We start from the raw sequence: 14,880 nt of genomic DNA on the forward strand, positions 1-14,880 counted from the left end.
TCGGTTGGAGTTTGGTCAGGTGTATAGTTTGAAGCTAAAGCGGTAAACTAGGAATGGTAACCCTCTGGAACAGTCGAATTGTCCACCTTTACGGTGTAAGTCTTGCCCTGCGGGTATGGGCCTAAATACTTTGCCCCGCTCCATCGAACACGATCCCCGACGGTTCCCTTGGTCGTCTCAACCAGGTTCCCGTCGCCGTCGTGAACCTGGAAAGCAATATTCTTCCAGGTCTCAAGAACCTTAGCCGGCGGCGCTCCGCCATAAACGTTAAGCGTACGGTCTGCCCCGATAGATTCCTGCGGCGAATCGAAGAAGGCTTTCGTCTGCTCGTTTATGAAAATCTCCGGTAAAATTTCGATTCTTACCTGCCCATGTGCGCTAGCGCTTTGGGGAGCCATCACGGCAGTGGCCATCGTCCCCAAAAACACCAACGGGGCGATCAAGAGGCTGATCACCCTTTTCGTACTTTCCCTCACAATTCCCTCCAAGTAGGCGGATATTCTTAGGAAAATTTTAACATTTCTTGGGTATTAAACCCGAAATTCACTGGGCTTGATATTAAAGCCACCGCTAGCCGCCTTGAGGGCGAGGTCAACGCCGCGATCCAACGCCTACTTAACGCGCATCGAGGCCTATCCGAGCCCCATATGAAAACAGCGGTCGAATGGCTGTTAAACCACAAATCTATCGACCCGGCAGACCCTATCGCCTGGCTGGCTAATCACCGCCATAACACCAGCCAACCCAAGCCGCTGCCAGCCGCCAACAACCACGACCCGGCCTACCAAGACGGCTCGCTACACATCCGCAAAGGTTGGGCCAAACGATAAAACAAGCCACGACACGCAGACCCCATACGCACATCTTGGGTATTAACCCCAATTTGAGCAATAAAAAAGGCCCCCGACTAACCGGAGCCTTTAGCAACTGGCGCGCCCGGAGGGATTCGAACCCCCAACCTCCTGATCCGTAGTCAGGTGCTCTATCCGTTGAGCCACGGGCGCATCTCTCAATGCGAGAAATTACTTTAATACCGTTTAGCCGAAAAACCCAAATCGGGATTCCGTCAACGGCCGCGGAGGTGGCGGGATTCGAACCCGCGATGGGGTTTATGCCCCAAACCCGCTTAGCAGGCGGGCGCCATAGGCCGACTAGGCGACACCTCCAAGCTTCGATTCAGAACCTATAAGGCTCAAAGCCGAAACCCTACGTCAGCGACGTCCAACCTAGAATAATGGCAACTTAGAGCAAGAGCAAAACCAGGCAGAAATATCTGGCGCCTAACCTTTGCCAAAGATCTGAGGCTACCTGCCGCTTAACTCGCATTCTCGCTGCAACCGAGCAAGTTCCGCCGGCGTCAATTCGCCATTCTGAAGACCTGGGGCGGTTTCAGCCTCGGTTTCGGTAGGGGCAGGCTCGACGGGCGCTTCAGCTGCGGGCTCAGTGCCCTCAGTGCTCTCTGCGGCCGGAGAATCGCTAGGCTGAATCGGCTGGACTGAAAGGTCCGGAATCTCGTAAACACTGCCGTTGCCGTCTCGCACCTCTGTGCCTGGGGGAAGCGGAGAATCATTCTTGAACGATTCCCAAATATCGTCGGCCCCATTGCCATCCAGCACGACACGGTTGATGTCTTCTGGAGCAGGTGCAACTGGCAGCGTAACGAAGCGAAGGTTCTCTGGGTTAATGGACTGAAGCGACCATCCCAGTCCAACGAGCTGAGCAACAGAAGACAGCCCCTCCGAGATGGTCAGGGATGACAACCCGTTACCAACGAACCTGTAGAGCTCGCTGACAGAGGTGAGAATGTTTTTATTCAACGCAGTGTGCAACATCACACTCATCACGGCCTGCTGGCGTTCAATACGACGAAGGTCCGAGCCGTCCGACCCCTCAACGCCGTGACGAACTCGGGCATATGCTAGGGCCTTCTCACCATCGAAATGCTGGCAGCCGGGGTCAAGGAAAAGTTTGGAATACTCGTAGTCGTGCACCGCGTACGGAACGTACATGTTGATGCCGCCCAACGCGTCAATCATCGCGGCAAACCCATTGAAATCGACGACCACGGATTCGTCGATGCGGATTCCCGACATCTCTTCTACTGTCTTCCAGGTGCAATAAACTGCCGAAGACAGATCGCCGCCTTCACCGCCAATAGAAAAGGCCCAGTTAAACTGAGCGCGCTGAGGCTGAGAGACACTTCCATCCTTACGCTCACAAGAGGGAATGTCCACGATCAGATCGCGGGGAATGGAAACCACATTGACGCTCTTACGGTCCGCTGAAATGTGGGCAACCATGGTCGTGTCTGAACGAGCCGAGGTGTCGCCTTCAACCGATCCCTCAATGTTCTGCTGCCCAGCGCGGGTATCCGAACCAATGATGAGCACATTGATGGGTAGCCCGTCATACGAATCTGGGGGTGTTCGCCCCGCCATCGCCGGGGCTTCGAAGTTGTTTACCCGTCCAGAAAGGTCGCTGTAAATCAGCGCAGCAGCGGTAACCGCGAACGAGAGCACGAAAGCAACGACGCACAGCAAAATCCTGAGCAGCCACCTGCGTATCGGGTGCCGGTCAGCGCTCTGCCTGCTTGCTGTATCGTCTACTAGCCCTCTTTTTGGTAACCCCACGGGTGAAACTTTATATAGTAATTCAACAATATGTAAATGTAACGTCAACCATTCACTCGGCTCGAAATGGGTGCGCAATGGCGTGGCTGTTGTAATAAGTATTGCCGCCAACGGCTACTGTTAGCGCATGAGCAAACGAGGATATCTACCCGAAGAATCCAGCAAGACGGAAAAAGTCCAGCTGGTTCGCACGCAGCGACGTCCTCACAAACGCTGGCACACGGTGCTGGCAGTTCTCATCTCCGCGCTGCTGGGCGCGCTACTTGCCTGGGGTTGGGTTAGCTACACGAAAGGCCCTGACACAACACCTTCCAGCGCGCCAACCCCGACGCCGTCCGAAACTGTTGCTACGCCGAGCGCTAACCCGTCAACAATCGCTAAGCCAAGCCAATCCGCCACGTCGACGCCTGAAGAAGCAGCCGATAGCTCTCTCGATAAATCGAACATTCGAGTTTGGGTTTTGAACGCTTCTAGCCGTCACGGATGGGCAAAAGAGACCGCAGAGAAGCTCCAGCGGGCAGGTTTCGTCAATCCGATCGCCAACAATTCAACCGCGGAAGGGCTGGAAACCTCGACGGTGATTTACCGCACTAAAGAATTCGAGGAAGCAGCCAAAGAGGCCGCCCGAGCTGCTGGAATCGACGCTGTTGTGAACGCCGAAGATGGCAACTACCTAATCGGGGACACCGACATTGCTGTTTACCTGATCGGATAGGCATTCCGCACAAAACGCCAGGCCAAGCCGCTAATTTAGCCTGCCGCGGAGGTCTTCGACTAGCTCCGTCATGAGGGTCTTCCATTCGCCGCGAGGAGCGGAGATGTAGGTGCGCTTGATGGCGCCGCAACGAATCACGATTCGGCTGAAATCTGGGGTGGACGAGACGCTCGTCACCTCGTCCCAACCGCCTTTACGAATATCGCCGCTGTTATTGACAACGAACCCGCGTTCGTCGAGCGTCACCTCGAGGCGGATCTTGCGGGCGATGAGAATCAGGAGAAACAACAGGAGAACGGCGAGGGCAATTCCGACGATGCCGAGCACCGTCCACACTGCGGAGTTGCCAAGGACCAGAGCCAACACGCCACCCACGGTGAGCAGGCCAGCAAGAGCGTACGTCCAGATCGGTAGCCGCTGGGCGAACACGTATTTCGTGGATTTTTCGGGCATTAATGCTCCTAGTCCGCCTAAGGATGAATCGCGGCGAGGGTGGGATTCGAACCCACGGAGCTTTCGCTCGGCCGCTTTCAAGGCGGCTGCACTAGTCCACTATGCGACCTCGCCAGCACAACAGATTGTTGCGAGTAAATCTTATGTTAGCGCACGCAAAGTTTCCAAGGGATGGCACGCTAGATGTATGCATGCAATTACACAGACCCAAGAGGGTGGACCTGAAACTCTGCAGTGGACGGAGGTGGCCACCCCCAAACCAGGCCCTGGTGAAGTGCTAGTTAAGACGGTGGCTGCAGGCATCAACCGTGCCGATTCACTGCAGCGCCGCGGTTACTATCCTCCGCCGAAGGGCGTCACGAACGTGCTGGGTTTGGAGGCTTCCGGCGTCGTCGAGTCCGTCGGTGAGGGCGTAGACAATTTTGCGCCGGGTAACCCGGTTGTCGCGCTGCTTTCGGGCGGCGCCTACGCGGAATATTTCGTTGCGCCGGCCGGCCAGCTGATTCCACCGCCGGACAACGTCGAGCTTGTCGAGTCTGCGGCCCTGATCGAGGTTGCCGCCACTGTGCTGAGCAACTTGGAGCGCGTCCACCTGCGCAAAGGCGAGACGTTCTTGGTGCACGGCGGCGCAGGCGGCATCGGCGCGTTCGCAATCCAGTACGCAAAGTACATGGGCGTGCGCGTCATCACGACGGCGTCCGAAGCGAAGCTGGACTACTGCCGCGAGTTGGGCGCAGACGTCGTCATCGACTACAACACGGACTGGCCCGAGCGCGTCAAGAACGCGACCGACGGCAAGGGCGTGGACGTGATCCTGGACATCATTGGCGCTAAATATCTGCAGCCGAATGTCGATTGCCTGGCTCAGGATGGGCGCATGGTGATCATCGGCATGCAGAAGGGCGTCAAGGGTGAGCTAAACATCGGCAAGCTGCTCAACAAGCGCGGCACCATCACGGCGACGAGCTTGCGGTTCCGTCCGACTGAGCAGAAGTCAGAAATCGCCCAGGCTGTTCGCGAAAAGATTTGGCCGCTTTACGAGGATGAGACTCTCTCGTTGCCTGATATTACCGTTTTCCCGATGGAGAATGCGGCTGAGGCTCACGAGATGCTCGACTCTGGCCAGTTGATGGGCAAGATCGTTTTGGCAGTCGACCAGCCTCGATAATTATTTCTATTAGTTGCCGGCCGGCGTCCGTTTGGGCGTCGGCCGGTTTTCATCTAGTCACACCGCGACAAGACGTGGCTGCTGGATTAGTAAGTTTGCAATCTAAACGCGTTTCCCCTTGCTGGAGAGACGAATTTCATCCTGCTGCCGAATTTTATGCCTTAGCGACCACATTTTGTCACGCACTTGCGAGATTAAATTCCACATCTATATAAGCGGCGAATCAGCACTCCCCCGTTCGAGGCGAGTTGGTCACTATCGCAACTATCGAAAGTTTATTCGGTCAATGTGGAAATTATTACTTTAGCGCGTTAAGCTAGCGGGCGTGTCTAAAGTATTAACTTCTTTGCCCGCAGGCGAGCGCGTTGGCATCGCCTTCTCAGGTGGCCTCGATACGTCGGTAGCAGTGGCTTGGATGCGTGAAAAGGGCGCAATTCCCTGCACTTACACTGCAGACATCGGCCAGTACGACGAGCCAGATATCGAGTCGGTTCCCGGCCGTGCCCTGCAGTACGGCGCCGAGCTTTCGCGCCTGGTCGACTGCAAGGAATCGCTGGTCGATCAGGGCCTGATGGCTCTGCAGTGTGGCGCGTTCAACGTCACCAGCGCCGGCCGCCCGTACTTCAACACCACTCCAATCGGCCGCGCAGTCACCGGAACGCTGCTGGTTCGCGCCATGGCCGAAGACGACGTAAACATTTGGGGCGACGGCTCCACCTACAAAGGCAACGACATCGAGCGTTTCTACCGCTACGGCCTACTCGCTAACCCGCAGCTGCGCATCTACAAGCCTTGGCTGGACGAGGACTTCGTCTCCGAGCTTGGCGGCCGCGACGAGATGAGCGTTTGGCTGACCAAGCGCGATCTGCCCTACCGCGACTCGAAGGAGAAGGCCTACTCCACCGACGCAAACATTTGGGGCGCGACCCACGAGGCCAAGACCCTCGAGCTGCTGGATGCATCCCTGGAGGACGTCGAACCGATCATGGGCGTCAAATTCTGGGATCCGGACGTCCAGATCGACACCGAGGACGTCACCATCGAGTTTGTCGAGGGCTTCCCTGTTGCCATCAACGGCGAGCACTTCGATTCGCGCGTTGACCTGGTGCTTAAGGCAAACGAGATCGGCGGCCGCCATGGCCTGGGCATGAGCGACCAGATCGAGAACCGCATCATCGAGGCGAAGAGCCGCGGCATCTACGAGGCACCGGGCATGGCGCTGCTGTGGATCGCCTACGAGCGCCTGATTAATGCGATTCACAACGAGGACACGCTGGCCAACTACCACGCTGAGGGCCAGAAGCTCGGGCGCAAGCTTTACGAGGGCCGCTGGATGGATCCGCAGTCGCTGATGACGCGCGATTCCATCGCCCGCTGGGTTGCTGCAGTCGTCACCGGCGAGGTGGTCATCAGGCTGCGGCGCGGCTGGGACTACTCCATCATGGACACCCGCGGCCCGGGTTTCAGCTATCACCCGGATCGTCTGTCGATGGAACGCGTTGAGGACGCCGCCTTCGGCCCGACGGACCGCATCGGCCAGCTCACCATGCGCAACCTGGACATCGCGGATTCGCGCAGCAAGCTGGAAACCTACGCTTCGCAGGGTCAGATCACCGCTGGCGCGACTCAGGATCTGCTCGGCGAGCTGCAGCCTGGACGCGCAGGCGAGATCGCGAACCGCGGCATCGATTCCACCGAGGGCGAGGTTCTCGACCGCGCCGCGATGGACTCTGGCCACGACTAACGGCACATAAACTAAGAAAATCCCGCAGACGCCTAATGCCTGCGGGATTTTCTTTGCAATTTTTAATACGGATGTCCATTTTCACATATTGCTGATAGGTTCTATGTAGTTAGCCACAGGGGAATTCTGGTTTGTATCCAGAACTGTCGCGCAACGGTGAAGTCGCTTAGCGAACAAGTCCGAAAACCTGGGCTGTCGAATATTTTTGTACGCCGCGCAAGACGGCTTGAACAGAAAGAAGATTCGTGAGCGATACAGCCACCGCAAAGACACTCGAGCTTTACGGCAAGACGAGGCGCCGCCAACGGCTGATTCTCTTCGCTTTGCTGGCTGCAGTCCTCGTTTTGCCATTGGTTACGATCGCTATTGGCCCGGCCGCCGTGTCCGTCGGCGACGTCATCGGCGTCATCAAAAGTCACATCCCAAGTCTGGACGTCGACATCACGTGGAGCCAGAACGTGGATGCAATCGTCTGGAAGACCCGTCTACCTAGAATCATCTCGGGCTTGGCTATTGGTGCGATCCTGGGCATTGCAGGTGCCGTGATGCAGGCTGTGGTGCGCAACCCCCTGGCCGAACCGTACGTGTTAGGCGTCAGCTCGGGTGCCTCGACGGGCGCTGCTGCAATGATAATTCTGTTCGGGTCTATCGCTTCTTGGTCGGTTGGCTTGGCCGCATTCGCGGGCGCGCTGGCGGCAACGCTGTTTCTGCTTCTGGTGACGGGAAATTCCGGATCGTCTCTGCGATTGATTCTCGCCGGCCTAGCGGCCAACTTCGGCTTCCAGGCTCTAACCAACTTCATCATCTTCTCTTCGGGCACGCCGGAGGCAACTCAAGCCGTCATGTTCTGGATGCTTGGCTCGCTTGCCCGCGCTAACTGGTCGCAGGCGGTTCCACTGATTGTTACGGCCCTCATTTTCTCAGTTGTCGTGGCGCTTTTCGGCCCAGTTCTCGACGCCCTGTCCAGCGGAGATCGCACGGCCCAATCGGTTGGCATCGAGCCAACCAAGGCGAGGCTGGCGATCCTGATTCCCGTCTCTGCCGTAATCGGCATCGCTGTGGCATCATCGGGCGCGATAGGTTTCGTCGGCCTAATTATTCCGCACGTGATGCGCTCGATCGTCGGCTCTTCGCACAGAGTTTTGACGCTTGGCTGCGCCCTTGCGGGAGCATTCTTCTTGGTTATCGCCGACACGTTCGCGCGCATAGCTTTCGCCCCGATTGAAATGCCGATCGGGGTAATCACCGGCATGGTTGGCGTGCCATTCATCGTCTTGCTGGTTAGGCGAATGAAGTAACCAGCGACAACAAAAAGAAAAGGAGTAAACGAATGAAGAAGTTCGTTTGTGCACTGGCCGCATTGGCCTTAGCCGTCCCGCTAGCTTCTTGCGGACAGTCAGCCGCAGACAAGAAAGCTGCAGAAAGTTCGTCGGCACCCGAAAAAATCCAGGTCAAAAGCTGCGACGAAACCCTGACCTTAGACAAGGCTCCCGAGCGCGTGTTAATGATCTCAGACGTCAACTCATCGATCCTCGATGAGCTAGGCGTGCTAGATAAAGTAGTTTTCCGCGCTGGTGATGACCGCATTAAAAACGTTCGCCCAGAGCTTAAGAAAAAGCTGGATAAGATCGAATCAGCTGAGTCCGGGAAACTCGGTACCGGTGGTTCTACGGTAGCAACTGAAACCGTCCTGGACATGAACGTCGATCTGGTTATTGGCTACGACAAAGCTGTCGACAGAAAGGCCTTGGCAGAAGCAGGTGTCCCGCTCTATTCACCAGATTCCTACTGCCCCAATTACAAGCTAGATCACGCAGATTTTGGCCTTGTAGATAACGAAATCGAAAAGATGGGAAAGATATTCCAAGTAGAGAAAAAGGCTGAGGAAGTTAAGAAAAATTCTGAAGCCCAGATCCAAAAAATCAAACCTTCCTCGGAAGTTAAAGGGGCTAAGGCCGTCGCTGTCTTCGTTACGCCAGGGTCAGATAAGTTATCGGCTTTCAATTCATCTTCGATGGTGCAGCCGATCTTCGAAGCTAATGGCATCGAAAACGCTTACGCCGATGGCCCGAAGAGGGTATTCCCAATTTCAATGGAGGATCTACTTGCCAAAAATCCTGATTACATTGTCGTCTTGTCACTGAATCCCGACGAAAATGAAGCGTTAAACACGTTCGCCAGTTTCCCGGGTTCAGAAGACCTGAAAGCAAGTCAAGAAGGTCAGGTAGTGTTCCTGCCATTCGCTCTGACCGATCCGCCATCCACCCTTTCGGTTGACGGCGCCGTCGAACTGGCCAACAGGCTGCAAAAATAAATGCTTAAAGCAACTGATATCCGTGTCTGTCGGGGCGATCGGGTGGTCGTCGATGGCGTCAACCTGAGCGCCTCGGCAGGCAAGGTGCTCGGCATTGTCGGGCCAAACGGCTCGGGCAAGTCCAGCATGTTGTTTTCGCTGTTTCGCGCGCTGGAACTTGCCGGTGGTCGCGTCGAGGTGGACGGCGACGACATCGCGAAAATGAAGCGTCGCCAGATCGCCGAAAAAATTTCGGTGGTGGCCCAAGAGCGCGAGGATACGCTCGCGCTTTCGGTTTACGACTACGTAATGCTTGGCCGACTGGCTGGCTCGTCGCTGCCGAGCTACGGCAATAACGCCGATCAAGAAATCGTGGCCAGGGCGCTTTCTAGGGTTTCGATCACCGAGTTGAGTCAGCGAATGGTGACGCAACTTTCTGGAGGCGAGCGCCAACGCGTCGCCATTGCGCGAGCAATCGCTCAGAAATCCGACTATCTTCTCTTAGACGAGCCAACCAACCACCTGGATTTGCACTACCAGTTCGAGCTACTCGACCTAGTGAAATCGCTGGACTGCACGACGATCATCGTGTTGCACGACCTAAATCTGGCCGCGCAGTGCTGTGACGAGATTTTGATGCTGTGCGATGGGAAGATCGTGGCAAGCGGACCCCCATGTGAAGTCTTGACTAAAGAAATAATTACCCCCGTCTACAGCATCGATGTCGACGTCATAACGCACTATGGCCTACCGCACCTCATTTTTTCTCGAAGAGAAGGGCAAAATTAAGTGGGTCCCGAAGAACTACTAGCAGCCTGGCACGACCAGCAGAAAGCATTCATCGAATTCCGTGACCTGCGCACCCGCACCATGATCGATGTGCTGCGCAACGTTCGTGCTGAAAAGGGCGCACCTATCAAGGTGCTGGACTTGGCTTGCGGGCCAGGCAGCCTGGGCACTGCTGTCATGCAGGCGATTCCCGATTCGAGTGTCGTCGCGGTAGACCGAGACCCAGTGCTGCTGCGGTTGGGCCGCGAAACCAATAAGTTCGACAAGATGCAGTTCATCGACGAAGATATTGCTTCCCCGAATCTGCCTGACTCGGTGGGCACGGATTTTGACGGTGTGATCAGCGCAACGGCACTGCACTGGCTGAATCCCGATCAGCTAGCAGCCCTCTATCTGCGCCTTGGGAAAATGATGAACCCGGGTGCAGTATTCATGAACTGCGACCATCTGTTTTACGATGCCGTCACTCAGCCTTATCTGCGCAAAACTGCAGAAGACATCCGCAATAGTTTCCAAAACGAATTCCTTGCAGAAGGCGCACTAACCTGGGATGCCTGGTGGAAGACTGCCCTAGAAATGCCTGACTGGCAAGAAGAGGCAAAGCTGTGGCACGAGCGCTGGGCCGACGATAGGCCGTCAATCAAGGTTAATGTGGATTTCCATCTAAGCGCGCTGCAAGCCGCTGGCTTTGTGGAGACCGCACAGATCTACCAGTGGTTTGACGACCGCATCATCTTTGGCCGCATCAGCGCCTAATTTTTGCTGCCCGCTGCAGTTTTCACGCCTCGCCAATCGTGGCTAGACAAGGCCGCCCCCGAGCTGTTTTTTTGCAAGTTCGGGGGCGGTTTTTGTGCCCGCGCAAAATTGTAAAAAAGTTCCAAGACCACGGTCGTATTTGGCTCCTAATCGGCCATTTTTGTCGGAGTTTGCCGATACCGTAGGTCATACGATCAATAACGGGCAGTGTTGCCCGAGTTAGGGGTTGAAAAATGAAGAAATTTATCAACGATCCGGACGCTGTGGTCGCTGAATCTCTGAAGGGGATGGCCCTGGCTCATCCCGAGCTGAAGATAGACCTGGAACACCACATCGTTTACCGAGCTGAGAAGAAGCAGGGCAAGGTTGCCATCGTCTCAGGTGGCGGTTCCGGCCACGAGCCGCTGCACGGCGGGTTCGTCGGCAAGGGCATGTTGGACGCTGCGGTCTGCGGCGAAGTTTTCACCTCCCCCACTCCCGACCAGGTTGCCGAGGCAATCAAGAACGTCGATTCCGGCGAGGGCGTGCTGCTGCTCATCAAGAACTACACCGGCGACGTCATGAACTTCGAGATGGCCGGCGAACTGGCCGCGATGGAGGACATCAATGTGGAGTCCGTCGTCATCAACGATGACGTGGCGGTTGAGGATTCGTCGTTCACGGCAGGACGCCGAGGCGTCGGCCTAACGGTGCTGGTGGAGAAGATCGTGGGCGCCGCCGCTGAGGAGGGCAAGTCACTGGAGGAGCTTAAGAAGCTGGCCGAGGACGTCGTCGCCAACGGCCGTTCGTTCGGTGTCGCGCTGACCAGCTGCACCGTGCCGAGCGTCGGACACCCGATGTTCGATCTGCCAGAGGACGAGATCGAAATGGGCGTGGGTATTCACGGCGAGCCCGGCCGAGAGCGCGTCAAGATGGCGTCGGCCAAGGAGATCTCTAAGACCGTCGTCGACGCGATCTGCGACGATCTCGATTTCACTTCTGGCCCGGTCATAGCGATGGTTAACGGCATGGGCGCCACCCCGCTGATGGAGCTTTACTTGCTCTACGGCGAAATGGAGCAGGCGCTCGAGGCCCGCAGCGTGAAGATCGAGCGCAGCCTGGTTGGCGACTACATCACGTCACTGGACATGGCCGGCTGCTCGCTGACTTTGCTAAGGGCCGACGAGGACATGCTGGCCTACTGGGACGCACCGGTGAGAACCCCGGGGCTGGTTCGTTAAGGAGAATCTGATGGCATTTAGCGTTGAAAATCTAGTATCTGCTTTCAAGGCCTTCACCGAGGAGATCGGAAAGAATCGCGAACACTTGACCGATCTGGACGCAAAAATCGGTGACGGCGATCACGGCTCCAACATGGCGAGGGGCACTAAGGCAGCGCTCGAGAAACTGGAGGCCGCCGAGCCGAAGACCTACGCGGAATTCGGCAAAACGGTTGGGATGGGTCTGGTCTCTAGCGTGGGTGGCGCTTCCGGGCCGCTTTACGGAACGTTTTTCCTGCGTTTCGGTGCGGCCGGGGGCAACGCCGAAGAACTCGACCTGGCAGGTTTCGCTAAGGCATTCCGTGCCGGCGTCGAGGGCGTGGTGGCCAGAGGTAAGGCGCAGGCGGGCGACAAGACCATGCTCGACGCCTTGTTCCCCGCGGCCGAAGCGCTAGATGCCGGAAGCGACCTAGATTCTGCGCTGAAGAAGGCAAAGGAGGCCGCGCAAGCCGGCCGCGACGCCACCGAGCCGATGGTTGCGCACAAGGGTCGCGCGTCGTACCTGGGCGAGCGTTCCGCAGGAACTATCGACCCGGGCTCGGCGTCCGCCACGATGCTCGTCTCGGCCCTAGCTTCCGCATAAGCGAGGAACCATGATCGGAATTGTCGCCGTTTCGCATTCGCCGAAGCTGGCCGAGGCAGCCAAGGAACTGGCTTTGCAGATGACGGGCCAGAACCCGCCGAATATTCAGTTGGCAGCCGGCACTGCCTCCGGCGAGTTCGGCACGGACGCCATGGCCGTCGCCGAATCCATCGGGGCCGCCGATTCCGGCGAGGGCGTGGTGATAATTTCCGATATAGGTTCGGCGGTGCTCTCCGCCGAAATGGCGTGCGAGTTCGTTTTCGACGTCGAGGTTCGGGTGGTGGCTGCACCGTTCGTTGAGGGCCTGCTCGCCGCAGCGGTGGCTGCTTCGGGTGGCAAGAGTCTGGACGAGGTTGTTTCCGCCGCCCGCTCCGCGCTCAACGGCAAGATCGAGCAGTTGGCCGATGAACCTGCGGAGCAAAAACCGGCGGAGAAGGCAGAGGAGGCCGACGCACGCACTAGCGTGAAGCTAATAAATCTGATGGGTCTGCACGCGCGGCCCGCCGCCGCGCTGGCTAGGCTCGTCAACGATCTGGGTTCCTACATCAAAATCTCCACCGCCACGGGACGCAGCGCCGACACGGATAGCCCGCTATCCATTGCCGGGCTCGGCACAGTGGGCGGCGACGAGATCTCCATCGAGGGTTTCGGAGAGGACGCGGCCGCCGACGTCGAGCGGGTGCGCGAACTTTTAGCATCCGGTTTCGGAGAGGTCGCCGAGCCTGCGTCCGAAAGTGAAACCAACGCTCCCCAGACTGCCGGCATCAGCGCAGGAAGGGTTGTCGGCCCAGTCGCGACGATGGCAGTCACGAACAAGCCGCCCGCCCAAGGGGAAAAAGTTCCCGAAGCCCAACGCCAGGGCGAGCTGCAGAGGGCGTTGGACTCGCTCGAACAGACCGCCGAGCAGCTGAATCAGCAGGCGAAAACCGCCGACCCCACCGCTAAGGACATCCTGCAGGCAACCGCCCAGTTGGTCTGTGACGGTGCCGTCCGATCTCGCGTGTCCCAACTGATCAACGATTCCGGCGCGACCGCCGAGCAAGCGGTCTGGGACGCGTTCAGTGAGGTCGTCATTCGCTTCGATTCTGCTGGCGGCAAGCTCGCAGAGCGGGCCTGTGACGTCCGCGATATCCGGGCGCGCGTAGTCGCCCGTTTGGAGGGACGGGAGCTAGCCGGAATTCCGACAAGCGACAAGCCGTTCATCCTGGTGGCACGCGATTTAGCACCCGCCGACGCCGCGCAGATCGACCCGAAAACCTGCCTAGGCCTTGTCCTAGGCGAGTGCGGGCCAACCTCCCACACCGCCATTCTTGCTCGCGCTCTCGGCATTCCTGCCGTCATGAACAGTGGCTACGCCGAGCTACACGACGGCCAGCGTGTCCTCATCGACGGCTCGACGGGCGATCTGGTGGTTGAGCCAACCGATGAACAAGCCGAAGGCGCCCGCACAGCGCCCGAGACGTCCGCTTCTGTAGATTTTTCCGGCCCCGGCGCCACCGCGGACGGCATCCCTATCACTCTTGCCGCAAACATCGGCTGGCCGCAGGACGTGCCAGTGGCGTTGGCTAACAACGCTGAGGGCTCCGGACTGTTCAGGACGGAATTTTGTTTCCTAAACCGCTCGGACGCCCCTGGCGTCTCCGAGCAGGAGGCCCAATACGCGCAGGTTCTTCGCGGTTTCGAGGACAAGAAGGTGGTCATTCGTACGCTTGACGCGGGCTCCGACAAGCCGCTGCCCTTCGTCACGATTCCTGGCGAGGAGAACCCCGCTTTGGGCGTGCGCGGCTACCGCACATCTTGGCGTTCGCCGCAGATTCTTGAAGATCAGTTGAGGGCGATCGCGAATGCAGCCGCCCAGACCGGCAACTCTCCGTGGGTGATGGCGCCGATGATCGCCACCGTCGAGGAGGCTGACGAATTCGCCAAGCTCGCTCGTTCATACGGCTTGAAGACGGTCGGCGTGATGGTCGAAACGCCGGCTGCCGCGCTGTGCGCCGACGAGCTGTTCGAGGTGGTGGATTTCGTCTCAATCGGCACCAACGACCTGACGCAGTACACCATGGCCGCCGACCGACACTCCGGCGAGCTGGCTCATCTGGGCACGCCTTGGCAGCCCGCAGTGTTGAAGCTAATCGCGATGATCGGCAAGGCTGGCTCACGAACAGGCAAGTCCGTGGGTGTGTGCGGAGAGGCCGCCTCGGATCCGCTTCTGGCGGGTGTGCTGGTTGGGTTGGGCGTCACGTCGCTATCGATGGCACCCCAGGCGATCGGCAGGGTGGGCACGGCTCTAGCCAAGTATTCCCTTGAGTCTTGCCGGAAGGCCGCTCAGCTAGCACTGGCGACGTCGGCTCCGGATGCAGCCAAGGCTGCAGCTGAGATTGCGTTACAGGCCTAGACCGAACCCACAAGAACAATTGTTAGATTAGACACCCCGTAATCTGTCACGAATCGTCCAAATATCAATTTAATGACAGATTAGAGGGGAGCTAA

At 57.8% G+C, this 14,880-nt stretch carries 14 protein-coding genes, 3 tRNA genes and 1 riboswitch; of the genes, 11 read left to right on the top strand and 6 right to left on the bottom strand.

The features are described from left to right. Nucleotides 1–47: 47 nt before the first annotated feature. The gene (locus HMPREF1255_RS05845; protein ID WP_155948496.1) at nucleotides 48–476 is read right to left on the bottom strand and encodes a hypothetical protein; all 429 of its coding nucleotides are present in this window, start codon (nucleotides 474–476) and stop codon (nucleotides 48–50) included. A gap of 171 nt (nucleotides 477–647) precedes the next feature. On the opposite strand from HMPREF1255_RS05845, the gene HMPREF1255_RS05850 reads away from it, so the two are divergent. Beyond that, nucleotides 648–830 (top strand): hypothetical protein, encoded by a 183-nt coding sequence (locus tag HMPREF1255_RS05850; RefSeq protein WP_036917252.1) that lies wholly within the window; start codon nucleotides 648–650, stop codon nucleotides 828–830. Nucleotides 831–928: 98 nt separating this feature from the next. Here the strand turns inward: HMPREF1255_RS05850 and HMPREF1255_RS05855 are convergent. The 3 genes from HMPREF1255_RS05855 to HMPREF1255_RS05865 form a co-directional block, all read right to left on the bottom strand. Further along, nucleotides 929–1,004: transfer RNA gene (locus HMPREF1255_RS05855), tRNA-Arg, on the bottom strand. Between the two features lie 72 nt (nucleotides 1,005–1,076). Next, nucleotides 1,077–1,166: transfer RNA gene (locus tag HMPREF1255_RS05860), tRNA-Ser, on the bottom strand. A 138-nt stretch (nucleotides 1,167–1,304) separates the two neighbouring features. Further along, nucleotides 1,305–2,630, bottom strand: a complete 1,326-nt coding sequence (locus tag HMPREF1255_RS05865) for an LCP family protein (protein ID WP_016455057.1) — start codon at nucleotides 2,628–2,630, stop codon at nucleotides 1,305–1,307. A 127-nt stretch (nucleotides 2,631–2,757) separates the two neighbouring features. Between HMPREF1255_RS05865 and HMPREF1255_RS05870 the strand changes: the two genes are divergently transcribed. Beyond that, nucleotides 2,758–3,345, top strand: a complete 588-nt coding sequence (locus tag HMPREF1255_RS05870) for a LytR C-terminal domain-containing protein (RefSeq protein ID WP_016455056.1) — start codon at nucleotides 2,758–2,760, stop codon at nucleotides 3,343–3,345. Between the two features lie 30 nt (nucleotides 3,346–3,375). Here the strand turns inward: HMPREF1255_RS05870 and HMPREF1255_RS05875 are convergent, their stop codons facing one another. After that, nucleotides 3,376–3,798, bottom strand: a complete 423-nt coding sequence (locus HMPREF1255_RS05875; RefSeq protein WP_024111265.1) for a hypothetical protein — start codon at nucleotides 3,796–3,798, stop codon at nucleotides 3,376–3,378. A 31-nt stretch (nucleotides 3,799–3,829) separates the two neighbouring features. Further along, nucleotides 3,830–3,912, bottom strand: a tRNA-Ser gene (locus HMPREF1255_RS05880). A gap of 73 nt (nucleotides 3,913–3,985) precedes the next feature. On the opposite strand from HMPREF1255_RS05880, the gene HMPREF1255_RS05885 reads away from it, so the two are divergent. The 9 genes from HMPREF1255_RS05885 (at nucleotide 3,986) to ptsP (ending at nucleotide 14,785) form a co-directional block, all read left to right on the top strand. Beyond that, nucleotides 3,986–4,966 (top strand): NAD(P)H-quinone oxidoreductase, encoded by a 981-nt coding sequence (locus HMPREF1255_RS05885; RefSeq protein WP_036917255.1) that lies wholly within the window; start codon nucleotides 3,986–3,988, stop codon nucleotides 4,964–4,966. A 325-nt stretch (nucleotides 4,967–5,291) separates the two neighbouring features. Then, nucleotides 5,292–6,710, top strand: coding sequence for an argininosuccinate synthase (argG, locus tag HMPREF1255_RS05890; RefSeq protein ID WP_016455053.1), 1,419 nt, complete (start codon nucleotides 5,292–5,294; stop codon nucleotides 6,708–6,710). 80 nt (nucleotides 6,711–6,790) lie between these two features. Further along, a riboswitch (cobalamin riboswitch) is annotated at nucleotides 6,791–6,920 on the top strand. 101 nt (nucleotides 6,921–7,021) lie between these two features. After that, nucleotides 7,022–8,008: an iron ABC transporter permease gene (locus HMPREF1255_RS05895; RefSeq protein ID WP_197016984.1), complete on the top strand. Its 987-nt coding sequence runs from the start codon at nucleotides 7,022–7,024 to the stop codon at nucleotides 8,006–8,008. 32 nt (nucleotides 8,009–8,040) lie between these two features. Next, on the top strand, nucleotides 8,041–9,024 hold the full coding sequence (locus HMPREF1255_RS05900) for an ABC transporter substrate-binding protein (RefSeq protein WP_024111116.1): 984 nt from the start codon (nucleotides 8,041–8,043) through the stop codon (nucleotides 9,022–9,024). Next, complete coding sequence (locus HMPREF1255_RS05905; protein ID WP_016455050.1) at nucleotides 9,025–9,792, top strand: ABC transporter ATP-binding protein; 768 nt, start codon at nucleotides 9,025–9,027, stop codon at nucleotides 9,790–9,792. Continuing rightward, entirely contained in the window at nucleotides 9,793–10,548 is a 756-nt protein-coding gene (locus HMPREF1255_RS05910; RefSeq protein WP_016455049.1) for a trans-aconitate 2-methyltransferase, read from the top strand. Between the two features lie 233 nt (nucleotides 10,549–10,781). After that, nucleotides 10,782–11,768, top strand: coding sequence for a dihydroxyacetone kinase subunit DhaK (gene dhaK / locus HMPREF1255_RS05915; protein ID WP_016455048.1), 987 nt, complete (start codon nucleotides 10,782–10,784; stop codon nucleotides 11,766–11,768). Between the two features lie 10 nt (nucleotides 11,769–11,778). Next, nucleotides 11,779–12,390 carry a dihydroxyacetone kinase subunit DhaL gene (gene dhaL, locus HMPREF1255_RS05920; protein ID WP_024111084.1) on the top strand — a complete coding sequence of 204 codons (612 nt, stop codon included), beginning with the start codon at nucleotides 11,779–11,781 and terminating at the stop codon, nucleotides 12,388–12,390. 10 nt (nucleotides 12,391–12,400) lie between these two features. Then, nucleotides 12,401–14,785 (top strand): phosphoenolpyruvate--protein phosphotransferase, encoded by a 2,385-nt coding sequence (ptsP, locus tag HMPREF1255_RS05925; protein WP_024111153.1) that lies wholly within the window; start codon nucleotides 12,401–12,403, stop codon nucleotides 14,783–14,785. The last annotated feature ends 95 nt before the right edge of the window (nucleotides 14,786–14,880 follow it).

It is taken from the genome of Propionimicrobium sp. BV2F7, assembly GCF_000510445.1.
Taxonomy (GTDB): domain Bacteria; phylum Actinomycetota; class Actinomycetes; order Propionibacteriales; family Propionibacteriaceae; genus Propionimicrobium; species Propionimicrobium lymphophilum.